Raw genomic sequence first — 23,759 nt, 5'->3', positions numbered from 1 at the left:
ATCATGGCCATCCAGGAGACCCTCGTCCTCGTCAAGCCCGACGGAGTCGCGCGCAACCTCACCGGCGAGATCCTCCGCCGCATCGAGGCGAAGGGCTACTCGCTCGTCGACATCAAGCTCGTGGAGGCCGACCGCGACCTGCTCGGCGCGCACTACGCGGAGCACGAGGGCAAGCCGTTCTACGAGCCGCTCGTGGAGTTCATGGAGAGCGGTCCGATCGTCGCGATCCGCATCGCCGGCGACCGCGTCATCGAGGGTTTCCGCTCCCTCGCCGGCACGACCGACCCGACCACCGCGGCTCCCGGCACCATCCGCGGCGACCTCGGCCGGGACTGGGGCCTGAAGGTCCAGCAGAACCTGGTGCACGGCTCGGACAGTGTGGAATCCGCGGAGCGCGAGGCTCTCCCTCTGGTTCTCCTGACGGAGAACCGCCGCGAGCTCGCGCTCCGCGGTGTTCCGCGGTGATCCGCGGAACCGCGGTCGGTTCTCGGAGGCGGTCCCGATACGCAGAGCGTCGCGCCTCCGGCGACGGGAAAGCGCTGAAACGCGCTTTCCCGGATGACGCCTCGCGCTGCTCGGCGATCCGGTGACGGGCACCTCGGATTCCTCCGGGGTGCCCGTCGTCATCTCCGCGGCACTGCGGATCCGGGCCTCGGACGGCGTGCAGAGATGCCGTCCACCGGCTCCGTCCCGCGCCGCCCCTTGCTGATCGAGTAGCCCGCGCAACGGGCGTGTCGAGATCCACGGATCAGCCGGAGTGCCGCACGCCCCTCCGCGGCTCAGAGGTACGAGAGGGCGTCCAGGCGGAGCTGGGCGATGACGGCGATCGCGAGGTAGCAGAGGATCGTGATGAACGGGATCCAGCCGTAGGCGGCCCCGGCGAAGCGGCGGACGGGCACCGGAACCGGGAAGACGCCCTCACGGAGGTTCCGGAGGGTCACGAGCCAGAAGCCCGGGATCACCACCGACCAGGTGAGCATGCACCACGGGCACAGCGTGCCGAGCAGGAAGATGCTCTGCGAGATCAGCCAGATCACGAATCCGAGCGCGAGGACGAAGCCCAGATTGAACACCGCCCAGAACCAGCGGTCGAACCGTGCGCCCGCGAGCAGGCCCGCACCGACCACGACCGGCGCGATCCAGGCCGCGACCCCGATGAGCGGATTCGGGAAGCCGAAGACGGCGCCCTGCGGCGAGTCGAGATTCGCACTGCACTGCACCAGGATGCTGAAGTCGCACCCGAGCTCGGTCGACGGATCGGTCAGCGCGGCGAACTTGTCGAGTGTCAGTGCGAACGCCGCGATCCAGCCCACGATCCCCAGCACGATGAGCAGTGCGGCGAACAGGACCGGGCGTCGAGTGGTGGGGGCGTCGGACACCGGGGGATTATCGCACGGGCCGAATCGGCGCCTCTGGGAATGCGTGCGATAATCGGAGCCGTCGGTCCGGAAGATCCCGCACCGGCACCAGAAGGTTTACCGGGCGAACACCGGGCCACAGGAGATCGACCGCGTTCCGCGAATGGACGCGACGGGTCACCCGCTCCACCACGACGCGACCGACGGTCGCAGCGAGACGGAGCACGTGTCGGATAGTCAGTTCCGAGAGTGAAGCTGCACCCAGAGTCCTGCGCCACGTGAGCGACCGGACCGGGGGAGCGGAAGGATTCGCGACGGGCCCCAGGCGGCCCCTCGCACGAGGAGAGATCCGGGTAGGAAGGCGCGGCGGACGACCCGGCCGAGGAGTGCACCAGTAATGGTGGAAGACAAGAGTTCGAGCGGATCCGATCCGGACCGCGACGAGCCCCGCAGCGGGGCCAAGAAGATCAGCCGCCTCTTCGGTGGCCGCCGGGCGACCCGGCGGACCGGAGTCGAGCGCGCCAGCGACAGGGGGAACGATCATCGATACCGACGAGACCGACACGACCGGCCAGGAGACGCACGACGAGGCGACGAGCGAGGCGCAGGGACCGGCGTTCTTCAACGCCTCCCCGTCACTCCCGCCGCGCAGGAGGAGTCGCGCCCGGCGCGTCCCGCGCTGCCGAGCACGTCGCTCCTGTTCCAGGCTCCCGACCTGCCCGACTACGTCGAGCTGGCCCCTCTCCCTCCGCGCGGAGCGCCGCTCGGGGTCAGGGAGGAGCGCGAGGCGCCGGCCGAGGAGCAGGGCTCCGTCCGGCGGCGCTCGCGCCGTCGCAGCGGCGAGAGCGACCGTGGAGGGTCGGACGACCCCGAGAACACCGTCGTCCGGGTCCGTCAGCCCCGCGAGCAGCGGGAGCAGCGCGAGCCCGAGCTCATCACCGAGCCCCAGCGCATCAAGGGCTCCACCCGTCTCGAGGCCAAGAAGCAGCGTCGCCGCGACGGCCGCGACGCCGGCCGACGCCGCACAGTCGTCACCGAGTCCGAGTTCCTCGCCCGCCGCGAGGCCGTCGATCGCGTGATGGTCGTCCGCTCGAAGCAGGACAGCATCCGCATCGGCGTGCTCGAGGACGGCGTCCTCGCCGAGCACTACGTCGCCCGCTCGCAGGAGGCGTCCCTGATCGGCAACGTCTACCTCGGCCGCGTGCAGAACGTCCTCCCGAGCATGGAGGCGGCGTTCGTGGACATCGGACGCGGACGCAACGCCGTCCTCTACTCCGGTGAGGTCGACTGGGACGCCGCGGCGAACCCCGGCGGCCCCCGTCGCATCGAGCTGGCCCTCAAGCCCGGCGACCGCGTCCTCGTCCAGGTCACGAAGGACCCCGTCGGCCACAAGGGCGCCCGCCTCACGAGCCAGATCTCGCTCCCGGGCCGCTACCTCGTGTACGTGCCCAACGGCTCGATGAACGGCATCTCGCGCAAGCTCCCCGACACCGAGCGCGCGCGCCTGAAGAAGATCCTCAAGGAGGTCCTCCCCGAGAACGTCGGCGTCATCGTGCGCACGGCGGCCGAGGGCGCCACCGAGGAGCAGCTGACCGTCGACGTCGAGCGCCTCACCGCGCAGTGGACGGCGCTCAGCGAGAAGGCCGCGACGGGACAGGCGCCGGCGCTCCTGCACAGCGAGCCCGATCTGCTGATCAAGATCGTCCGCGACGTCTTCAACGAGGACTTCGAGAAGATGGTCATCGCCGGGGACGACGCCCGCGAGACCATCGAGCTCTACCTCAGCCAGGTCGCCCCCGACCTGCTCGAGCGGGTCGAGGTCTACTCCGGCGAGCAGGACGCCTTCGACGAGTTCCGCATCACCGAGCAGATCGAGAAGGCGCTCGAGCGCAAGGTGTGGCTGCCCAGCGGCGGCTCGCTGGTCATCGACCGCACCGAGGCCATGACGGTCGTGGACGTCAACACCGGCAAGTTCGTCGGCTCCGGCGGAAACCTCGAGGAGACGGTCACCAAGAACAACCTCGAGGCCGCCGAGGAGATCGTGCGCCAGCTCCGGCTGCGCGACATCGGCGGCATCATCGTCGTCGACTTCATCGACATGGTCCTCGAGTCCAACCGCGACCTCGTGCTGCGCCGTCTGGTCGAGTGCCTCAGCCGCGACCGCACCAAGCACCAAGTGGCCGAGGTCACCTCGCTCGGTCTCGTGCAGATGACCCGCAGAAGCTCGGTCTCGGCCTGCTCGAGACCTTCAGCGAGAACTGCGAGGTCTGCGCCGGTCGCGGAGTGATCGTGCAGCACGATCCCGTGGTCAAGCACCGCTCCACCGCCGCACCGCAGCAGGAGCGCCGCCGTGGCGGCCGCTCGGGGAGGGCGCACCCGGCGGCTCGCCCCGTCAGAACGGCTCCTCGGGGTCGAACGGACAGAACGGCCAGGGCGCCGCTGCGAAGCCCGTCAGCACCCACGCCATCACCGACGACGCCAAGAACGCCCTCGCGCAGATCGCGGCGAGCACCATCCACCCGGCGAACGTCCGCCAGGCGGCGGAGGAGGCTGCAGCGCTGGTCGATGAGGCCTCCGCCGAGTCGGCGCTCGTCGAGGCGTCGGCACCGGAGTCGGAGCCGTCCGAGCAGTCCGCTCCCCGCGAGTCCTCGCGACGGTCGGAGCGTCCCGCCCGGGGCGAGCGCCGCCGCAGGGGACGCGACCGCGAGCCGCGCCAGGAGAGCGCCGACGCGCCCGCTGAGGGCACCGTCGGCCGAGGCGGCAGCTCCGACCGCGGTCGAGGCGCCGGTCGTGCCGATCCTCGACATCCCGATCCCGCCCGCCCCGGCGGCCGCGGGCCGTCGTGTCCGCAGTGAGGTCGCCGAGCACCTGCTCGACTCCGTGCTCGACGCGCTCCCCGCACCGAAGGAGCCGGGTCAGGGTCGTGCCAAGAGCCGCCGGGTGACCACGGCAGCCCTGACGGGTGTCGCGGTCATCCCGGAGCAGACTCCGCGCCGCGCCGAGCAGCAGTAGCTCGCGCGGACGACGTCATCGGGGCCCGGTGCCCGGCGAGAGCCGGCGCCGGGCCCTCTCGGTCTCGCGGTCCCGGCCCTTCACTCGCAGTCCGCTGCTCCGGAGCCGCTCGACGAGCTCGCGGGCTGCGACGGGGGTCGCGCCGGCCGCGATCAGCTCGGCCCGCCGCTCCTCGGGCACGTCGTAGTGGTCGAGGTCGAAGCTGCGCTCCGGCACTCCGTTCCGACGCGCGAACGCGTGGAGCTCCTCGAGCGACTCGTCGCTGACGAGATGCGCCCAGAACGTGTCGTGGGCCGGCCACCGCGCCGCATCCAGGAGGATCGTCATCCGTCGATCGTAGGCGGCGCGCCTGCGCCCCGGCCGACGCGCTGTCCACTATCGTGACGGGGTCGTCGGATCGTGGACGCCGGGCTCGCAGGAGCACGGACCCCGCGGACACGCGCTCACCCGAGTGTCCGTTTGACCGCCGACCTCCCATCCCGTACTCTTGACCGTTGGTGTGGCGCGAACCATGCGCTCACGCAGATTTCCGTCGTCGTCCGACTCCTCACGGAGAGCGGGACGCGGTACCGGTTCCCTCGTTCGGTGTGGGAGGACGGGAAAGAAACGGGGCCCCGCCCCGTCCATACAAGCCCCGGTCGGCGCAGTGCTGACGAGCATCCGCTCCACGAGCACTGCCCCGCCCAGACGAGAAAACAGGTACGAGAAGTGGTTTACGCAGTTGTGCGCGCCGGCGGTCGGCAGGAGAAGGTCGAGGTCGGCACCATCGTGACGATGGACCGCGTCAAGGCCGACGAGAACGGCACCGTGCAGCTGGCTGCCGTGCTGCTCGTCGACGGCGACTCGATCACCTCGGACGCCTCGGCGCTCGAGAAGGTCTCGGTCACCGCGGAGGTGCTCGAAGAGCTCCGCGGCCCGAAGATCGTCATCCAGAAGTTCAAGAACAAGACCGGCTACAAGAAGCGCCAGGGGCACCGTCAGGAGCTCACGCGCGTGAAGGTCACTGGCATCAAGCTAACCGCTGACCGCGGGGCGAGCCATCGCACCGCGGATCATCAGCACGGGGCTGCGGCCCCCGGTCTCGAGGAGATGAGAAATGGCACACAAGAAGGGCGCGAGCTCCACTCGCAACGGTCGTGACTCGAACGCGCAGCGTCTCGGCGTCAAGCGCTTCGGCGGTCAGGTCGTGAACGCAGGCGAGATCATCGTCCGCCAGCGCGGCACCCACTTCCACCCCGGCGCGAACGTCGGACGCGGTGGCGACGACACCCTGTTCGCCCTGTCGGCCGGAGCGGTCGAGTTCGGCACCAAGGGCGGCCGCAAGGTCGTCAACATCGTGGCGGCCGCCCAGTAGGGTCGGCCTCCTCGGCCGAGCAGGCACAGGACGCAAGGGGCGGGCTTCGGCTCGCCCCTTGCGCGTTGCAGCGGCACTCGCTGCTCGGCACCCGGCGCACGGTCCCACCGGCGCCTCCACTCCCGATCGGACGGACAGAACAACCATGGGTCACCTTCGTCGACAACGTCACGCTGCACCTGCGTGCCGGCCACGGCGGGAACGGCTGCGTCTCCGTCCGCCGCGAGAAGTTCAAGCCGCTCGCCGGCCCCGACGGAGGCAACGGCGGTCACGGCGGCGACATCGTCCTCGTCGCCGACCCGCAGGTCACGACGCTCCTCGCCTACCACCGCCACCCGCACCAGTCCTCGCCGAACGGCGGTCCCGGCATGGGCGATCACCGCGCGGGCGGCAACGGCGACCTCCTCGAACTGCCGGTGCCCGTGGGAACCGTCGTGAAGTCCCCCGAGGGCGAGCAGCTCATCGACATGGACGAGCCCGGACTGCGGTTCGTGATCGCCCCCGGCGGTCAGGGCGGTCTCGGCAACGCCTCGCTCGCGACGACGAAGCGCAAGGCCCCCGGATTCGCGCTGCTCGGCACCCCCGGCTGGGAGGGCGACATCGTCCTCGAGCTGAAGACCGTCGCCGACGTGGCACTGGTCGGCTTCCCCTCCGCGGGCAAGTCGAGTCTCGTCGCCGCGATCTCGGCCGCGAAGCCCAAGATCGCCGACTACCCCTTCACCACTCTCGCGCCCAACCTGGGCGTCGTGCAGGCGGGGGAGTCGCGGTACACCGTCGCCGACGTCCCCGGCCTCATCGAGGGCGCCAGCGAGGGCAAGGGGCTCGGCCTCGAGTTCCTCCGGCACGTCGAGCGGTGCACGGCCCTCGTGCACGTCCTCGACTGCGCCACGCTCGAGCCCGGTCGCGACCCGCTCACCGACCTCGACATCATCCTCGGCGAGCTCGCGGCCTACCCGGTCGGCGAGGGCCAGGTCCCGCTGCTCGAGCGCCCCCAGCTCGTCGCCCTGAACAAGGTCGACGTCCCCGAGGCCCAGGAGCTCGCCGCTTTCGTCCGAGCCGACCTCGAGGCCCGCGGCTACCGCGTCTTCGAGATCTCCACGGTCAGCCACGCAGGGCTGCGCCAGCTGACGTTCGCCCTGGCCGAGATCGTCGAGCAGCACCGGGCGGAGCTCGCCGCCGCGCCCCAGGTCGAGCGCATCACCATCCGTCCGCGCGCGGTCGACGAGAAGGACTTCGAGATCCGCGTCGAGGGCGGCTCGTACGGCAACGTCTACCGCGTCCTCGGCACGAAGCCGGTGCGCTGGGTCGCCCAGACCGACTTCACGAACGACGAGGCCGTCGGGTTCCTGGCCGACCGGCTCGCCAAGCTCGGCGTCGAGAACGGCCTGTTCGCAGCGGGCGCCGTCGCGGGCTCCACCGTCGTGATCGGCAGGGGCGACGGAGTCGTCTTCGACTGGGAGCCGACGCTCACCTCGACAGCCGAGCTGATGACGGCCCCCGCGGGACCGACATGCGGCTCGACGAGAACCAGCGCAAGACGCGCAACGAGCGCCGCGACGAGTACTTCGAGCGGATGGACGCCAAGGCCGCGGCCCGGGCCGAGCTCGAGCGGGAGCGCCAGGGCGGGGTGTGGCGCGTCTCCGACGAGGAGGACGGCGTCGAACCCGACCGCGAGGACTGACCTCGGGCCCCGGCACCCACCAGGGTGCCGGGGCCCGTCCGTCCGCCTCCCACCCGCACTACACTGTGCGGATGCCGCAGACGACCCTCGACCGCACCGCGCTGACCGACCGCTTCGCCGCGTCCCGCGCCGCCTCCGCTCCCTCCGCAGCGCCACGACCGACCTCAAGAACCGCGCGCTCCTCGCGATCGCGGACGCCGTCCGCGAGGGGGCGGCGCGAATCGTCCCCGCCAACGCGCTCGACCTCGCGAACGGTCGCGAGAACGGCATGAGCACCGGCCTGCAGGACGGGCTGCGCCTGGACGAGGCGCGGCTCGGATCCCTCGCCGATGCGGTCGTCGCCGTCGCGGGGCTCGTCGACCCCGTCGGCCAGACCGTGCGCGGGTCCGCCCTGCCCAACGGCGCCTCGCTGACGCAGGTCCGCGTGCCGTTCGGCGTCGTCGGGGCGATCTACGAGGCCCGGCCGAACGTGACCATCGACATCGCGGCCCTCGCCCTGAAGAGCGGCAACGCGGTGATCCTCCGGGGCGGAACGGCCGCAGAGAACACCAACCGCGTCCTCGTCGAGCTGCTGCAGGAGGCGATCGCCTCGGTCGGACTGCCGCGCGAGCTCGTGCAGACGGTCGACGACCACGGTCGCGAGGGCGCGAAGGCGCTGATGCGCGCGCGCGGCTACGTCGACGTCCTGGTGCCGCGGGGCAGCGCAGGGCTGATCGAGTCCGTCGTCACGGAGTCCACGGTCCCGGTCATCGAGACGGGCGCCGGAGTGGTCCACGTCTTCCTCGACGCCTCCGCCGACGAGCAGTGGGCCGTCGACATCGTGCACAACGCGAAGACCCAGCGCCCGAGCACCTGCAACGCCCTCGAGACCCTGCTGGTGCACCGGGACGCCGCCGAGCGGCTCCTCCCTGCGGTGCTCGGACGCCTCGAGCGCGCCGGGGTCACTGTGCACGGCGACGAGCGGGTCGTGGCCCTGCATCCGGGGGCGGTCGCCGCGACCGAGGAGGACTGGTCGGCCGAGTACTACTCTCTCGACATCGCGGTCGCGATCGTCGACGACCTGGACGCGGCGATGGAGCACATCGCCCGCTACTCGACGCACCACACCGAGTCCATCGTCACCAACGACCTCGCGAGCGCCGAGCGCTTCCTCGCGGAGGTCGACTCCGCCGTCGTCATGGTCAACGCGTCGACCCGCTTCACCGACGGCGGCGAGTTCGGCTTCGGCGCCGAGGTCGGGATCTCGACCCAGAAGCTCCACGCCCGCGGTCCCATGGGACTGCCCGAGCTGACGAGCACGAAGTGGCTCCTGCGCGGGGCCGGTCAGGTCCGCGCCTAGCCCGAGTGGCGTCCGGGTAGACTCGACAGCGCCCGCGCGGGCACCCCGAACTTCAAGGAGCACCGAATGTCCCTGGTGACGACCGTCCTGGCAGAAGCATCGACCCACGTCGAGCTGCCGTTCCCGTCGATCGTGTTCGGCCTCATCGCCGCCGTCGCGTTCGTCGGTCTCGGCTTCGTGACGTGGAGCTACCGCGACGTCGCCAACCGGCACTCGCACAAGACCACCGGGCAGGCCGACCAGCACGGCCACGGCCACCAGTCCGGAGGCCCCGCGCTCGTGACGTCCGCCGCCAGCGGAGACCCCCGGCGTCCCCGCATCGGCGTGATGGGCGGAACGTTCGACCCGATCCACCACGGGCACCTCGTGGCGGCCTCCGAGGTCGCCCAGTCGTTCGACCTCGACGAGGTGGTCTTCGTGCCCACCGGTCAGCCGTGGCACAAGAAGACGGTCACCTCGGCCGAGCACCGGTACCTCGTGACGGTGATCGCCACGGCCTCCAATCCAGAGGTTCACGGTGAGCCGGGTCGACGTCGACCGGATCGGGACGACGTACACGATCGACACCCTGCGCGACATCCACGCCGCGCACCCGGACGCCGAGCTCTTCTTCATCACCGGAGCCGACGCCGTCGCGCAGATCCTGAGCTGGAAGGACTACGACGAGCTCTGGGAGCTCGCGCACTTCGTCGCGGTGAGCCGGCCCGGCCATGTGCTCAACGTTTCCGGGATTGCCGGCGCAGGACGTATCCTTGTTGGAAATTCCGGCGCTAGCGATTTCCTCGACGGATTGTCGGAGCCGCGTGAACCGGGGTCATCCGGTCTGGTACCTGGTTCCCGACGGTGTCGTCCAGTACATCTCGAAGCACCACCTGTATCGGAGCACGCCATGACAGTCCAGCCCGAGGAGAAGCCGCTCACCCGGCGCGAGATCCGCGAGCGCGAACGCCGCGAGGCCGGGGTCGCCCCCGCTGCAGCGGCGCCGACGACATCGCGTCGAGCCGCCACCGCCTCCGTGACCGCCGCGGGCGACATGCCCGTGCTCACTCCCACGCAGACCCTGCGGATCGCCGCCCCCGAGGCCGAGCCCGCCCGCGAGCCCGACCTCCGCACCTCGGCCCTCGAGGTCGTCCTGCCGGAGGGCGTCGAGCGCTCGAGCCTGACCCGGCGCGAGCTGCGTGCCCTGCACGCCCAGCAGCAGGCCGAGAAGCTCGCCGCCGCGCCCGCCGTCGACGTCCCGGCCGGCTCCGGGCCAGCCGCCGCTGACGAGCCGTCCGCTGCTGACGACGGCCCGGGGGAGGGCGAGCAGTCCCGCGCTTCCACCCCCGGTGAGTCGTCCGCCGTCGAGCCGTCCGGCGTCGAGTCGTCCGACGTCGAGTCGTCCGACATCGAAGGAGCCGTCGATCGGGCCGCGGGCACTGCCCGCGGTCGACGACTCCGATGAGGAGCCGCGGCCTGTCGAGCCGAAGCTCAACACCGCCCTCTTCGCCACCGTCGGCGGCTCGATCGACCTCGGCGAGGAGAAGGCGACCGAGATCACGGGCAGCTTCCAGCCGCCGATCGAGCACCTCGCCATCACCGAGGAGCTCGACAGCAAGTCCAAGGAGGAGGTCGACGCCTCTTTCGACGAGCTCATCGCCCGCGGAGTCGCCTCGACGGGCGCGGTCACGACCACCAACGCGCTGATCCTGCCCACCACGGGTGCGGGCGCCGTCGTCGAGGGCCGCGCCGACACCGGCGAGGTGATCGTCACCGGCACCTTCGAGCTCCCGCGCAGCCTCGGCTCGACGGGTCAGCACCCCAACCTCTACGACTCGCCCGATGTGGACCGCTACGTCGACCGCATCGACCGCGAGCAGCCCGCTGCCGACTCCGAGCCCGTCCGGGCGTCGAGCGCCGTCTCGACGCACGCCGCCGGCACCGCCATGATCGCGCCGCAGAAGAAGCGCGGCATCAGCGCTCCGTGGTGCTCGCCATCACGGCGGCCGTGCTCCTCGTGGCCTCCATCGCGCTGTTCATCGGCGGCTTCGTCCTCAACATCTTCTGATCCGCTCTCCCGACACTGAAGGCTTCATGACCGCGACCGATTCCGCCCGCGCCCTGCTCGACATCGCGGCCACCGCCGCCGACTCCCAGGGCCGGGAGGACCTGGTCGCGCTCGACGTGTCCGGTCCGCTGCCGCTCGTCGACATCTTCCTGCTCGTGACCGGGCGCTCCGAGCGCAACGTCGTCGCGATCGCCAACGAGGTCGAGGATCGGCTGATCGCCTCCGGGCGGAAGCCCTGCGCCGCGAGGGGGCCGCTCGGAGGGCCGCTGGATCCTGATCGACTTCGGCGACCTCGTCGTCCACGTCTTCCACGAGGAGGACCGCATGTACTACTCCTCGAGCGCCTCTGGAAGGACTGCCCGACGGTTCCGTTCACCCTCGACCAGCCCGTCGTGGCGGAGTCCTCGACCGCCTCCAGTTGAGGAACACGCCCGGTGGCGGCTCTCGATTTCGTCTGACGCACTTCGTGCTAGATTATTCGAGTTGCTTCCGCCGGGCGGAGGGAACAGAACAGGCAAGACGAACGGGTCCGTGGCGCAGCTGGTAGCGCACCTGCATGGCATGCAGGGGGTCAGGGGTTCGAATCCCCTCGGATCCACCGAGACAGACGAGCCGCCCTCCGGGGCGGCCTTCTGCGTTGAAGCATCGCGGCGGATCACCGAGACTTCTCGATGATCCGCTCCCCCTCCGGAGCTCGGGCCGTCGCCGGCACGAACAGGGGGTGAGGGCACCGCGTCCCGCTCCGCCAGACTGTGGGCATGCCCGCATCGACCGCCTCTCGCGGCCTCATCACGCAGTTCTCCCTGGTCGACGCTCTGCTGGCCGGTCTCTTCGACGGCGTCGTGTCCCGCTCCGAGGTCGATCTCGCGGGCGACTTCGGCCTGGGCTGCGGCGATCGGATGGACCGGGGAGCTCGTCGTCCTCGACGGCGTCCACCGGCTGTTCCGCGCGGAGGACGGGTCGGTCCTGGTGCTCGAGCCCGACGACCGCGTCGCCTTCGTCGAGGTCTCGCACTTCCGCGCCGACGTCGTGGTGCCGCTGCACGATGTCCCGTCGCTCGACGCCCTGCTCGCGGCGGTGCGCGGCCTGGTCGCCAGCCACAACGTGTTCCTGGGCGTCCGCGTGCGGGGACGCTTCGATCGGCTGACGCTACGCCAGCCGATCGCGCAGACGAAGCCCTACCTGCGCCTCGCCGACGCCATGCACGACCAGCGGGAGCTGCACCTGGAGTCCGTCGAGGGCACGCTGGTCGGCTTCGTCGCGCCCAAGCCGTTCCAGGGCATCAGCGTCGCGGGGCTGCACACCCACTTCGTCGACACCACCGGGACGGTGGGCGGCCACGTCCTCGCGGCCTCCGGTCTGCACGGCGCCCTCGAGGTGGGAGCAGTACGGGGGCATCACCGTCCGGCTGCCGGAGTCCGAGGACTACCTCGCGGCGGACCTCGACGACGACGCATCCGTGTCGGACGCCGCCATCCGAGCGGTCGAATCCGACCACGCGCACTGACGCGGCCCGACCGCTCCGCACCCTAGCCTTGTGGCATGCCCTCCCTGCGCGACGTCCACGCCGTCATCGACCGACTCTGGCCAGAGGCCGCCGCCGGAGCTGGGACGCACCCGGTCTCGTCACGGGCGACCCCGACTCGTCGATCGAGCGCATCCTCCTCACCGTGGACGTCGTCTCGGACACCGTGCAGGAGGGCGTCGACGGCGGGTACCAGCTCCTCGTGGCGCACCACCCCCTGCTCCTGCGCGGGGTGACCTCCATCGCCGAGGACGGCTACAAGGGCCGCCTGCTCGCCGACCTGATCCGCGGAGGCTGCGCGCTGGTGTCGGCGCACACGAACGCGGACATCGTGGCGGACGGGGTCTCGGACGTCATCGCCTCCCGCCTCGGCCTCACGGGGACCACGCCGATCGTGCCCGGCGCCGATCCGGAGGTCGGGCTCGGTCGCGTCGGCGACCTGCCCGAGGAGGTGACGCTGGGCCGTCTGCGCCTCCGCGGTGGCGGATCTGCTCCCCGCCACGGCCGGAGGAGTGCGCGCGGCCGGGCTCCACGGCACGCCGGTCCGCCGAGTCTCGCTCTGCGGGGGAGCGGGGGACTCCCTCCTCGACGCCCCCGGCGTCCGCACGAGCGACGTGTACATCACGGCCGACCTCCGGCACCACCCGGCCTCGGAGGCGCGCGAGAAGGCCCTGCACGGCACCGGCCCCGCGCTGCTGGACGTCTCGCACTGGGCGAGCGGGAGTGGCTCTGGCTGGACGTGGCCGCCGAGGCGCTCCGCCGGGCGCTGCCGACGCTCGCCGTCGACGTGAGCGAGACCCGCACCGATCCCTGGGATTTCGCGATCGTCCACTGAGCGGCGCTCGACACGCGAGAATGGACGCGGCACGACGACCCCTGTGCCGGGAACGAGGACCGCGACGTGAAAGCCAGCCCCGCCGACCAGCGCGAGCTACTGACCCTGCAGACGCTCGACACGCGAGCAGCCCGGCTGCGCCACGCCGTCGCCACGCTGCCGCAGATCGCGAAGATCCAGGCCATGCAGGCGCGCAACGACCAGACCCGGCGCACCCTCGCCGAGCGGCCTCGGACGCCTCGAGGACGCCCGTACGGAGCTCGGACGCATCGAGTCCGATGTGAGCGTCGTCGAGAAGCGGCTCGCCCGCGACCGGGAGCGACTGCAGGTCTCCTCCTCCGCGAAGGACATCGCGGCCCTCGAGAGCGAGATCGCATCGCTGCTCAAGCGCCGCGGCGACCTGGAGGAGATCGAGCTGACCCTGATGGAGCGCATCGAGGGCATCGACGCCGAGGTGGCGACCGCCCGGGCCGAGCGCGACGAGGTCGTCGCGGCCCTGGACACCCTCGCCGACGAGAAGGCGGCCCTGGCCGAGAAGCTCGCCGGCAAGCAGGAGTCGCTCGCTCGCGATCGCGCCTCGCTGGTCGAGACGATCCCGTCCGACCTGGTCGAGCTCTACGAGAAGCAGCGGGCGCGCTACGGCGTCGGCGCGGCGCTCCTGCGCGGCAAGGTGTCCGAGGGCAGCGGAGTCGCCCTCACCGAGTCGGACCTCTCCTGGATCCGCGCCAGCGCTCCGGACGAGGTCGTCCTCTGCCCCGACAGCGGCGCCGTCCTCGTCCGAGGGGACGAGTCGACGCTCGCCTGAGCACCGTCCTACACTGGACGGGCGAACGGGTCGGCAAGACGGCCGCGTCGCCGGGGCGGAGAGCTCCGGCGCCGAGGAACGTCCGGGCTCCGCAGAGCAGGGCGGTGGGCAACACCCACCCGGGGTGACCCGCGAGACAGTGCCACAGAGAACAGACCGCCACGGGCTCCGGCCCGCGGTAAGGGTGAAACGGTGGTGTGAGAGACCACCAGGGGCCGGGTGATCCGGTCCGCTCGGTAAACCTCGCCCGGAGCAAGGTCAGACAGAGGACGATGCGGCTGCTCGTCGGGTCCTCGGGTAGACCGCTGGAGGGCCGCGGCGACACGGCTCCGAGAGGATGGCCGTCCAGCGCCCGCCGAGAGGCGCGGCGTGAACAGAACCCGGCGTATCAGCCGGCCCCTTCCGCACGAGGACCCCGCAGCGTTCGACGCTGCGGGGTCCTCGTTCAGGACGGGGTGCTCAGGAGTGGACCCCTCCACCCGCGAGGGCGGCGGCGCCGAGGATCCCCGCGTTGTTGCGCAGCTCGGCCGGGACGATCGGGGTCCGCAGGTCCAGCAGAGGCAGGAACTCCTTGTAGTGCTTCGAGATCCCGCCTCCCACGATGATCAGGTCGGGCCACAGCAGGGCCTCGGGGTGGGAGTAGTAGCGCTGGAGCCGCTTCGCCCACTGCTTGTAGTCGAGGTCCTCGCGCTCCTTCGCGGCGAACGACGCCTTCTTCTCGTAGTCGCCGCCGTGGATCTCGAGGTGGCCGAGCTCGGCGTTCGGGATCAGCACGCCGTTGTAGATCTGCGCGGTTCCGATGCCGGTGCCCAGCGTGGTCATGAGGACGAGTCCCGGCTTGTCCTTCGCGGCGCCGAAGCGCGCCTCCGCATAGCCCGCGGCATCCGCGTCGTTGACGAAGAAGATGTCGCGTCGATCGCGTCCTCGAACAGCTTCTCGGCCTCGAGGCCGATCCACTCGTCCGAGACGTTCGCGGCCGACATCGTGCGCCCGTGCACGACGGCGGCCGGGAAGCAGATGCCCACGGGAGTGTCGGCGGCCACGTCGGGGAGCGCGTCGATGATCTGGGTGACGACCGCGATGATGTCCTTCGGTCGTCCGCCCTCGGGCGTCGCGAGCTTCACGCGGTCGCTGAGGAGCGCTCCCGCGTCGAGGTCGACGAACGCCCCCTTGATCCCGGTTCCCCCGATGTCGATGCCGATGGCGGTCGTCGAAGCAGTCATACCGGTCATGCTGGCGAAGCGCGAGGAGCAGCTCCCCGGTGCCCGAGCGTAGGATCGGCCCCATGGCTGACGGCGACGAGACCTCCTGGTGGTACAACTCCAAGACCGGTGCGGTGGAGCAGGGTTCCAGTCCCCGTCCGTGGACCGCGTCGGCCCCTTCGCCTCGCGCGAGGAGGCGGCGGCGGCGCCGAGCGGCTCCGGGAGAACAGCCGCAGGTGGGCCGAGGAAGCGGCCGAGGACCGCTGACGGCCTTCTACTCGTAGCTGTGCTCGGGGGCCGGGTACTCGCCCGACTCCACGTCCTCGCGGTACGCCGTGACGGCCCCGGTCAGCACCCCGCGCAGGTCCGCGTACTGCTTGACGAAGCGGGGGACGCGACCGGTGGTGAAGCCGGCGAAGTCGGTCCACACGAGCAGCTGGCCGTCCACGTGGGGGCCGGCTCCGACGCCGATCGTCGGGATGCGCAGCTCCTCGGTGACCCGGCGCGCGGCTTCGCTGGGCACCATCTCGAGCACGACCGCGAAGGCGCCCGCCTCCTGGACGGCGCGGGCGTCCGCGAGGAGCTGCTCGAGACCCTCGCCGCGGCCCTGGACGATGTGGCCGCCGAGGCCGTGCTCGCTCTGAGGTGAAGCCGACGTGCGCCATGACCGGTATGCCCGCGTCGACGATCCGGCGGATCTGCTCCGCGGAGCGCACCCCGCCCTCGAGCTTCACGGCGTGCGCGTGCGTCTCCTTCATGAAGCGGAAGGCGGTGTGCAGCGCGTCGTCCGGACCGGACTCGTAGGAGCCGAAGGGCATGTCCGCGACCACGAAGGCCCGCTCGACGGCTCCGGCGACCGCCCTGGCGAAGGGGATGAGCTCGTCGACGGTGACGGGGAGCGTCGTGTCGTAGCCCAGCACGTTGTTGCCGGCGGAGTCTCCCACGAGGAGGAAGTCGATCCCCGCCTCGTCGAAGATCCGCGCGGTGAGCTGGTCGTAGCTCGTCAGACCCGTGATGCGCACACCCGAGTCCTTCGCGGTCTGGAAGTGGCGGGTTCGAACGCGTTTCACGGGCTGCGCTGACATGGACCCAGTCTACGGGCGGCGGTCCGGGCGGCACCGGGCGGGCCGCCGTCGGCGGTCGGCGGAGCCGCTAGCCTTAGGGACGAGCAGGAAGGGCCTCGATGGACAAGCAAAGGGACTTCGTTCTTCGCACCATTGAAGAGCGAGGGATCAAATTCGTTCGCCTCTGGTTCACCGACGTCGTCGGCACGCTGAAGTCGGTCGCGATCGCGCCGGCGGAGGTCGAAGGGGCGTTCGCCGAGGGCCTGGGCTTCGACGGCTCGGCGATCGAGGGCCTCACCCGCTCCTTCGAGGCGGACGTGCTCGCGCATCCGGATCCGTCGACGTTCCAGATCCTCCCGTGGCGCGGTGAGATCGACCCCACGGCCCGGATGTTCTGCGACATCACGACGCCCGACGGTCAGCCGGCCGTCGCCGACCCGCGCAACGTCCTCAAGCGGACGCTCGCCAAGGCCGCCGAGCGCGGGTTCACGTTCTACACGCACCCCGAGATCGAGTTCTACCTGCTGAAGTCGTCGACGTTCGGCGCCGAGGGGCCCGAGCCCGTCGACTCCGCCGGGTACTTCGACAACGTCCCGGGAGGCACGGCGCACGACTTCCGCCGCCGTTCCGTCCGCATGCTCGAAGATCTCGGCATCTCGGTCGAGTTCAGCCACCACGAGGCCGGGCCCGGTCAGAACGAGATCGACCTCCGCTACGCCGACGCGCTCACCACGGCCGACAACATCATGACGTTCCGCACGGTCATCAAGGAGGTGGCGATCGAGCAGGGCGTCTACGCGACCTTCATGCCCAAGCCGCTCTCGGGCCACCCCGGATCCGGCATGCACACGCACCTCTCGCTGTTCGAGGGCGACGTCAACGTCTTCTACGAGCAGGGCGCGCAGTACCAGCTCTCCAAGCTCGGCCGCCAGTTCATCGCCGGCCTGCTGAAGCACGCGCCCGAGATCACCGCCGTCACGAACCAGTTCGTGAACTCCTACAAGCGGCTCTGGGGCGGCGACGAGGCGCCGAGCTACGTCTCGTGGGGCCACAACAACCGCTCCGCACTCGTGCGGGTGCCGCTGTACAAGCCCAACAAGGGCCAGTCCTCGCGCATCGAGTACCGCGCGCTCGATTCGGCGGCGAACCCGTACCTCGCGTACTCAGCTGCTCCTGGCCGCAGGGCTCAAGGGCATCGAGGAGGGCTACGAGCTCCCGGCCGAGGCCGAGGACAACGTGTGGTCGCTGACCGACGCCGAGCGCCGCGCGCTGGGCTACAGCCCGTTGCCCGCGAGCCTGGACCGCGCGATCTCGCTGATGGAGGAGTCGGAGCTGGTCGCCGAGACGCTCGGGGAGCAGGTCTTCAACTTCGTGCTGCTCAACAAGCGGAAGGACTGGGCCGAGTACCGCGCCCAGGTCACTCCGTACGAGCTGCGCAGCAACCTCGAGATGCTCTGATCCTCTCGCCCCATGGCCCGCGAACGCACTCTCAGTGACATCGCGCGCCTCGGTTTCGCCGAACTCGGCGAGACCGGGGCGCGCATCGCCGAGGCGGAGCAGCTCGCGGGCCGTTCGCTGGGATCGGTCGTGCCGGCCTTCGCCTCGGTCGCCGATCCGGATGCAGCGCTGCTGGCGCTCATCGATCTGCTGCGCAGTCACCGCGATCGGATGGACGCCGTCCTGGCGGACGACGACGCGCTCACGCGACTCCTGAAGGTCACGGGGGCGTCCTCCGGCATCGCGGACTTCCTGCAGCGGCGTCCGGACGAGCTTGCGAGCCTCCTCGATCCGGTGCTCTCGCTGCCCGGCCGGGCGGAGCTGCGCGACGACATGCTCGACTCCGTCGGAGCCGTCGACGGCTTCGCCGCACTCGGGGAGGAAGCGGGATGGGACGGCGCTGCGCGTGCGCTACCGCCGGCTGCTCACCCGCATCGTGGTGCACGACCTCACGCAGGCCGACCCCGTCACGGCGATCGACCGGGTGACCCGCACGCTGGCCGACCTCGCGGGCGCCGCGCTCGAGGCGTCCCTGGCCGTCGCGCGGGCCGACCTGGTCGCCGGCATCGGCCCGGGGCGGTTCACGCGGGACGAGGTCGCGGCGACGAGGCTCGCCGTCATCGGCATGGGCAAGGCGGGCGCCTCCGAGCTCAACTACGTGAGCGACGTCGACGTGATCTTCGTCGCCGAGGGGGATCCGGAGCGCGAGCTCTCGAACGCCCGGGCGATCGACGTCGCGACGCGCCTCGCGGTCCTGCTAATGCGCGGCACGTCCGCCCTGGCGCTCGAGCCGGAGCTGTGGGAGGTGGACCCGAACCTGCGTCCGGAGGGAAAGCAGGGCGCCCTCGTCCGCACGCTCGAGTCGCACGTCACCTATTACGACCGGTGGGCCAAGAGCTGGGAGTTCCAGGCCCTGCTGAAGGCGAGGCCGCTCGCCGGCGATGCGCGGCTCGGGCAGGCGTACGTCGACGCCGTCGCTCCGAAGGTCTGGTCGAGCGCCTCGCGCGAGAACTTCGTCGAATCCGTGCAGCGGATGCGCGAGCGGGTCACCGAACACATCCCGCAGAACGACGTGCATTACCAGATCAAGCTCGGCCCGGGCGGGCTGCGTGACATCGAGTTCACGGTGCAGCTCCTCCAGCTCGTGCACGGCCAGACGGACGACGAGATCCACATGCCAGGCACGCTGCTCGCCCTGGGCGCGCTCGCCGACCGGGGCTACATCGAGGCGATCGGCGGCGGACGAGTTCTCGAAGGACTACCGAGCACTGCGCCTGCTCGAGCACCGGCTCCAGCTGCGCCGGCTCCGCCGCACCCACCTCATGCCCCGCGACGAGCACGAGCTGCGGACCCTCGCGCGATCGACCGGGCTCGCCCGTTCGGCCGAGGAGCTGCTCGTCGTGTGGAACGGGATCAAGCACCGCGTGCGCGGGCTGCACGAACGCCTCTTCTACCGTCCGCTGCTGTCGGCGGTCGCCTCGCTGCCCGAAGGAGGAGCGGAGCTCTCGACCGGTCAGGCCGAGGCGCGCCTCGCGGCCATCGGCTTCACCGACGCCCGGGGCGCCCTCGGGCACATCGCCGCCATGACCTCGGGAGTGTCGCGGCGCGCGAGCATCCAGCGGCACCTCGTGCCGGTGATGCTCCAGTGGTTCGCCGACGGCGCCGACCCCGACTACGGACTCCTCGCGTTCCGCCGGCTCAGCGACACCCTCGGCGGCACGCCGTGGTTTCTGCGCATGCTGCGCGACTCCTCCGGCGCGGCGAAGCGGCTGACGACGGTGCTGTCCGGCTCCCGCTACGTCGGGGAGCTGCTCGACCGGATCCCGGAGTCGGCCGCCTGGCTCGAGGACGACGACGATCTCCGTCCCCGGACGGCCGCGCAGCTGAACGAGGAGGTGCGCGCCGTCCTGGCCCGTCACGACACCCCCGAGGCGGTCGCCGCCGTGCTGCGCGCGATGCGCCGGCGCGAGGTGCTGCGCACCGCGATCGGGGGAGTGCTGGGTCTGAGCACGATCGAGGAGATCGCCCGCAGCCTGACCGACATCATCTCGGCTCTGCCTGAGCGGAGTCCTCGCGGCCGTGCGGCGCTCGAGGGCGCCCATCGACCGGGCTCCGACCTCCAGTTCGCCGTGATCGGCATGGGTCGCTACGGGGGAGCGGAACTCGGTTTCGGCTCGGACGCCGATGTCGTCTACGTCCAGCGCCCGGGCTCGGGTGAGCCGCGGGACGCCCAGCTCTACGCGCAGCACCTGGTCGCCGAGCTCGTGCGCCTGACCGAGGACTCCCGGCTGCCGCTCGACCTCGACGCCGATCTGCGCCCCGAGGGCAAGAACGGGCCTCTGGTGCGCTCTCTGGACTCCTACCGCGCCTACTACGCCCGCTGGTCCCTGACCTGGGAGGCGCAGGCGCTGCTCCGCGCTCGCGGAGTGGCCGGTGATGCGCCCCTGATCGCCGACTTCGCCGCTCTCGCCGACGGCGTGCGCTATCCCGCCGAGGTCTCCGACCGCGACATCCGCGAGGTGAAGCGGATCAAGGCCCGCGTCGAGAACGAGCGTCTGCCCCAGGGCGCGGACCCGAGACGCCACCTCAAGCTCGGCCGCGGCTCGCTCAGCGACGTCGAGTGGCTCGTGCAGCTCCTGCAGCTCGAGCACGCGCACACGATCCCGGAGTTGCGGACCACCTCGACGCTCACCGCCCTGCAGGTCGCGGAGCAGGCCGAGCTGCTGACGCCCACCGACGCCGAGCGTCTGCGCGCAGCGTGGCTCCTCTCCTCCCGGGTCCGCTCCGCCATGACGCTGTGGTCGAACCGGACGAGCGACGTCCTGCCGACGGATCGGATGCAGCTCGAGGGCGTCGCCCGACTGCTCGAGTACCCGGCCGGATCGGCCACGCAGCTCGAGGACGACTACCTCGGCGTCACGCGCCGCGCACGCGCGGTCTTCGAGCGCTGCTTCTACGGGCCCGCCGACGGCGAGCCGACGACGCGCTGACCGGCGACCGCCGCGGCCGAGCGCGCCCTCGTGCAACGACGGAGGGCCGCCCTCCCGAAGGAGAGCGGCCCTCTGCGATCCGGTCGGACCCGTCCTGATCGGACCGGGCCTCGACGGATCAGACGCCGTAGTAGAGCTCGAACTCGAAGGGGTGCGGGCGCTGCGCGAGCGGCTTGATCTCCTTCTCGCGCTTGTACTCGATCCAGGTGTCGATGAGCTCCTGCGTGAACACGCCGCCCTGGAGGAGGAAGTCGTGGTCGGCCTCGAGAGCGTCGAGCGCCTCGCCGAGGGTCGCGGGGACCTGCGGGATGAGCTTCGCCTCCTCGGGGGGCAGCTCGTAGAGGTCCTTGTCGACCGGCTCGTGCGGCTCGATGCGGTTCTTGATGCCGTCGAGGCCCGCCATGAGCTGCGCGGCGAACGCGAGGTACGGGTTGCCCGAGGCGTCGGGCGCACGGAACTCGATGCGCTTGGCCTTGGGGTTGGTGCCCGTGATCGGGATGCGGATCGACGCGGAGCGGTTGCCGGCCGAGTAGACCAGGTTGACCGGAGCCTCGAAGCCCGGGATCAGGCGGTGGTACGAGGTTGACGGTCGGGTTCGTGAACGCCAGCACGGCCGGAGCGTGCTTGAGCAGGCCTCCGATGTACCAGCGGGCGAGGTCCGAGAGTCCGCCGTAGCCGTTCTCGTCGTAGAAGAGCGGCGTGCCGTCGTTCCACAGCGACTGGTGGGTGTGCATGCCCGACCCGTTGTCGCCGAAGAGCGGCTTCGGCATGAACGTGGCGGTCTTGCCCCACTGCTCGGCCGTGTTCTTCACGATGTACTTGAACTTCAGGATGTCGTCCGCCGCGTGCACCATGGTGTCGAAGCGGTAGTTGATCTCGGCCTGGCCGCCCGTGCCCACCTCGTGGTGCGAGCGCTCGAGGATGAGACCGGCGTCGATGAGCTTGAGGCAGATGTCGTCGCGCAGGTCGGCCTGCTTGTCGACGGGGCTCACGGGGAAGTAGCCGCCCTTGTAGGGCGTCTTGTTGCCGAGGTTGCCGCCCTCCTCGACGCGTCCCGAGTTCCAGGCGCCCTCGACCGAGTCCACCGAGTGGAAGGCCGAGTTCTGCGTGATCTCGTAGCGGACGTCGTCGAAGATGTAGAACTCCGCCTCGGGGGCGAAGAACGCGGTGTCGGCGATGCCGGTCGAGGCGAGGTACTTCTCGGCCTTCTTGGCGACCTGGCGGGGGTCCTTCGAGTAGATCTCCCCGTTGCGCGGGTTGTAGATGTCGAAGACCAGGATCAGCGTGCGCTCGACGCGGAACGGGTCCACGTAGGCGGTGGTCACGTCGGGGATCAGCTGCATGTCCGATTCGTGGATGTTCGCGAATCCGCGGATCGAGGACCCGTCGAAGAGCTGGCCGACGGAGAAGAACTCCTCGTCGACAGTCGAGGCGGGGATGTTGAAGTGCTGCTGGACACCGGGGAGATCGGTGAACCGGATGTCGAGGAACTTGACGTCCGTGTCCTTGATGAACTTGAGCACCTCGGAAGAATCTTCCGAACATCGCAAAGGTCTCCAATGGCGTAACGGGTGACTGCGGAGCGCAGCCGTCCCAGGTTAGTGACAGGGTGTGTCCCTGCCGTGTCCCCTCTGTTTCCGGCGTGTTACGTGAACCTGGCTCTACGGTCCTTCACCGGCTCGCGGCCGCCTCCGAGACACGGTGGATAGCATGGGACGCATGCCCGAACGCAGGACCTTCGCCGATGTCGCGCCGAGCAAGCTGGCCGGGAGCGCCTCGGACTCCCCCGTGAGGGACGGATGTCGATCGCTCCGCCCCGGACGCCGGATCGCGGCCCTGGTGGTGGACTTCGCGATCGCCGCGCTCCTGTCGCTGGCGTTCTTCCAGTACGACCGGTGGGCCAGCCTGATCCTGTTCGTCGTTCTGCAGGCGGTGTTCATCCCCACCATCGGCGGCAGCATCGGCCACCGGCTCCTGCGGATGCGCGTGGTCCGCCTCGGCGGCGGCTGGTGTCGGAGCGTGGCGGCCCCTCGTCCGCTCGGTCCTGCTCGCGGTGCTCGTCCCGGCGCTCGTCTGGGACTCGGACCAGCGCGGCTTCCACGACAAGGTCGCCGGAACGGTGCTCGTCCGCTACTGACCACTCGCCCGCTGCTGAACCCTCGGCCGCACGCCGCTCCGCCCGATGGGCCGGACCGTGAGGATCCGGGAACCGCTTCGGGCCGGGAAGAACAGCGGGGCCGTGCGCCTCGACGGCGAACGGCCCCGGTGGGGGAGTGATCAGCGCGAGCGCTGCGGACGGACCTTGAACGGGTCCACTCCCTTGGGGATCGGCAGCGAGGTGTTCAGCGACGCGAGACGGTTCTTGACGGCGAGGACCTCGGCCTTGGTGAGGGTCTTCTTCGTCTTGGCGAGGGTCCAGGGGATGCGGTGCAGCGGCACCGAGTCGGCGTCGGGCCCGACGTGCACGAACGTGACGGGGACGTTCGGCAGGATCCGGAGTGACCTTGCGGCGCTCGTCGTCGAGCATCCGCTTCGTGCGCCCCGGACGGCCCCTCGGCGATCAGCACGACACCACCGCGACCGACGGCGCGGTAGACCGCGTCCTGCGTCTTGCCGTTCACGGCCACCGGCATCTCGGTGCCGGTCCAGCTGCCGCGGAGTCCGCTGCGCAGCACGGCGCCCACCGCGCCGGGCTGACCGGCGATCTGACCGTAGGCCGCACGCTCGGCGCGACGCGAGAGCACCGCAAGACCGGCGACCATGCCGGCGAGGAGGCCGACGAGGATCCAGAGGGCGATGACGAATCCGTTGCCGTCGCCCAGGAGGATCCCGAGGAGCACGCCGAGCAGGACGGGGAGCAGGGCGGCGAGGAGGATGATCCACACGGCGCTGCTGTCGTAGCGGCGGGTCATCTGGAACACCTGCCACATCTGCTTGAGACGTCCGGGTTCCTTGACCGCCTTCGTCGACGGTTCCGTGCTGCGTGCCATGGGGTCAAGGATACCGAGCCGACCCGGGGATCGGGACCGATCGCGTCGGAACCCGGGCGG

10 protein-coding genes, 1 tRNA gene, 1 other RNA gene and 13 pseudogenes are annotated in these 23,759 nt (G+C 70.7%); 19 read left to right on the top strand and 6 right to left on the bottom strand.

Annotated elements, in window-relative coordinates; genetic code table 11:
* The first annotated feature begins 3 nt into the window (after window positions 1-3).
* A pseudogene (gene ndk, locus AC0CII_RS05535) lies at window positions 4-421 on the top strand (nucleoside-diphosphate kinase).
* A gap of 358 nt (window positions 422-779) precedes the next feature.
* On the opposite strand, the gene AC0CII_RS05530 reads toward ndk, so the two are convergent.
* Window positions 780-1,379, bottom strand: coding sequence for a vitamin K epoxide reductase family protein (locus AC0CII_RS05530; protein ID WP_465225794.1), 600 nt, complete (start codon window positions 1,377-1,379; stop codon window positions 780-782).
* 407 nt (window positions 1,380-1,786) lie between these two features.
* Between AC0CII_RS05530 and AC0CII_RS05525 the strand changes: the two are divergent.
* A pseudogene (locus AC0CII_RS05525) lies at window positions 1,787-4,370 on the top strand (Rne/Rng family ribonuclease).
* A 15-nt stretch (window positions 4,371-4,385) separates the two neighbouring features.
* On the opposite strand, the gene AC0CII_RS05520 reads toward AC0CII_RS05525, so the two are convergent.
* A complete protein-coding gene (locus tag AC0CII_RS05520; RefSeq protein WP_207406419.1) occupies window positions 4,386-4,697 on the bottom strand; it encodes a DUF4031 domain-containing protein in 312 nt (103 codons plus the stop codon).
* Between the two features lie 381 nt (window positions 4,698-5,078).
* Here AC0CII_RS05520 and rplU point away from each other — a divergent pair.
* The 13 genes and pseudogenes from rplU to rnpB form a co-directional block, all read left to right on the top strand.
* Window positions 5,079-5,384: pseudogene (gene rplU, locus AC0CII_RS05515) on the top strand (50S ribosomal protein L21); the annotation flags it as partial.
* Between the two features lie 82 nt (window positions 5,385-5,466).
* Complete coding sequence (gene rpmA, locus AC0CII_RS05510) at window positions 5,467-5,724, top strand: 50S ribosomal protein L27 (RefSeq protein ID WP_055792356.1); 258 nt, start codon at window positions 5,467-5,469, stop codon at window positions 5,722-5,724.
* 125 nt (window positions 5,725-5,849) lie between these two features.
* Window positions 5,850-7,405, top strand: a pseudogene (gene obgE / locus AC0CII_RS05505) (GTPase ObgE).
* Window positions 7,406-7,592: 187 nt separating this feature from the next.
* Window positions 7,593-8,744, top strand: coding sequence for a glutamate-5-semialdehyde dehydrogenase (locus AC0CII_RS05500; RefSeq protein ID WP_465229059.1), 1,152 nt, complete (start codon window positions 7,593-7,595; stop codon window positions 8,742-8,744).
* A gap of 327 nt (window positions 8,745-9,071) precedes the next feature.
* A pseudogene (nadD, locus tag AC0CII_RS05495) lies at window positions 9,072-9,637 on the top strand (nicotinate-nucleotide adenylyltransferase).
* Window positions 9,634-10,188 carry a hypothetical protein gene (locus AC0CII_RS05490; RefSeq protein WP_465228822.1) on the top strand — a complete coding sequence of 185 codons (555 nt, stop codon included), beginning with the start codon at window positions 9,634-9,636 and terminating at the stop codon, window positions 10,186-10,188. The pseudogene nadD and the gene AC0CII_RS05490 overlap by 4 nt, the downstream one beginning before the upstream one ends.
* Window positions 10,073-10,810: a hypothetical protein gene (locus AC0CII_RS05485; protein WP_465228821.1), complete on the top strand. Its 738-nt coding sequence runs from the start codon at window positions 10,073-10,075 to the stop codon at window positions 10,808-10,810. Before AC0CII_RS05490 ends, AC0CII_RS05485 begins: the two co-directional genes overlap by 116 nt.
* Before the next feature lie 7 nt (window positions 10,811-10,817).
* Window positions 10,818-11,213: pseudogene (rsfS, locus tag AC0CII_RS05480) on the top strand (ribosome silencing factor).
* A 103-nt stretch (window positions 11,214-11,316) separates the two neighbouring features.
* Window positions 11,317-11,389, top strand: a tRNA-Ala gene (locus AC0CII_RS05475).
* A 152-nt stretch (window positions 11,390-11,541) separates the two neighbouring features.
* Entirely contained in the window at window positions 11,542-12,324 is a 783-nt protein-coding gene (locus tag AC0CII_RS05470) for an acetolactate decarboxylase (RefSeq protein WP_465229058.1), read from the top strand.
* 9 nt (window positions 12,325-12,333) lie between these two features.
* Window positions 12,334-13,151: pseudogene (locus AC0CII_RS05465) on the top strand (Nif3-like dinuclear metal center hexameric protein).
* A 280-nt stretch (window positions 13,152-13,431) separates the two neighbouring features.
* The gene (locus AC0CII_RS05460; protein WP_465228820.1) at window positions 13,432-13,956 is read left to right on the top strand and encodes a zinc ribbon domain-containing protein; all 525 of its coding nucleotides are present in this window, start codon (window positions 13,432-13,434) and stop codon (window positions 13,954-13,956) included.
* Window positions 13,957-13,982: 26 nt separating this feature from the next.
* Window positions 13,983-14,360: RNase P RNA component class A (gene rnpB, locus AC0CII_RS05455), an RNA gene on the top strand.
* Between the two features lie 55 nt (window positions 14,361-14,415).
* On the opposite strand, the pseudogene ppgK reads toward rnpB, so the two are convergent.
* Window positions 14,416-15,179: pseudogene (gene ppgK / locus AC0CII_RS05450) on the bottom strand (polyphosphate--glucose phosphotransferase).
* A gap of 62 nt (window positions 15,180-15,241) precedes the next feature.
* Between ppgK and AC0CII_RS05445 the strand changes: the two are divergent.
* Window positions 15,242-15,442: a hypothetical protein gene (locus AC0CII_RS05445; protein ID WP_465228819.1), complete on the top strand. Its 201-nt coding sequence runs from the start codon at window positions 15,242-15,244 to the stop codon at window positions 15,440-15,442.
* On the opposite strand, the pseudogene panB reads toward AC0CII_RS05445, so the two are convergent.
* Window positions 15,433-16,243: pseudogene (gene panB, locus AC0CII_RS05440) on the bottom strand (3-methyl-2-oxobutanoate hydroxymethyltransferase). The gene AC0CII_RS05445 and the pseudogene panB sit on opposite strands and share 10 nt — an antisense overlap.
* Window positions 16,244-16,341: 98 nt before the next feature.
* Between panB and AC0CII_RS05435 the strand changes: the two are divergent.
* Together AC0CII_RS05435 and AC0CII_RS05430 are read left to right on the top strand one after the other, a co-directional pair.
* Window positions 16,342-17,680, top strand: a pseudogene (locus AC0CII_RS05435) (glutamine synthetase family protein).
* A 12-nt stretch (window positions 17,681-17,692) separates the two neighbouring features.
* Window positions 17,693-20,709: pseudogene (locus tag AC0CII_RS05430) on the top strand (bifunctional [glutamine synthetase] adenylyltransferase/[glutamine synthetase]-adenylyl-L-tyrosine phosphorylase).
* Between the two features lie 118 nt (window positions 20,710-20,827).
* Here AC0CII_RS05430 and glnA read toward each other — a convergent pair.
* Window positions 20,828-22,259, bottom strand: a pseudogene (glnA, locus tag AC0CII_RS05425) (type I glutamate--ammonia ligase).
* Between the two features lie 169 nt (window positions 22,260-22,428).
* On the opposite strand from glnA, the gene AC0CII_RS05420 reads away from it, so the two are divergent.
* A complete protein-coding gene (locus AC0CII_RS05420) occupies window positions 22,429-22,986 on the top strand; it encodes an RDD family protein (RefSeq protein WP_465228818.1) in 558 nt (185 codons plus the stop codon).
* Here AC0CII_RS05420 and AC0CII_RS05415 read toward each other — a convergent pair.
* Window positions 22,987-23,699, bottom strand: a pseudogene (locus AC0CII_RS05415) (DUF4191 domain-containing protein).
* Window positions 23,700-23,759: the final 60 nt, after the last annotated feature.

Source organism: Rathayibacter sp. AC182 (genome assembly GCF_979253875.1).
This window is presented reverse-complemented; position numbering and strand designations above follow the sequence as displayed.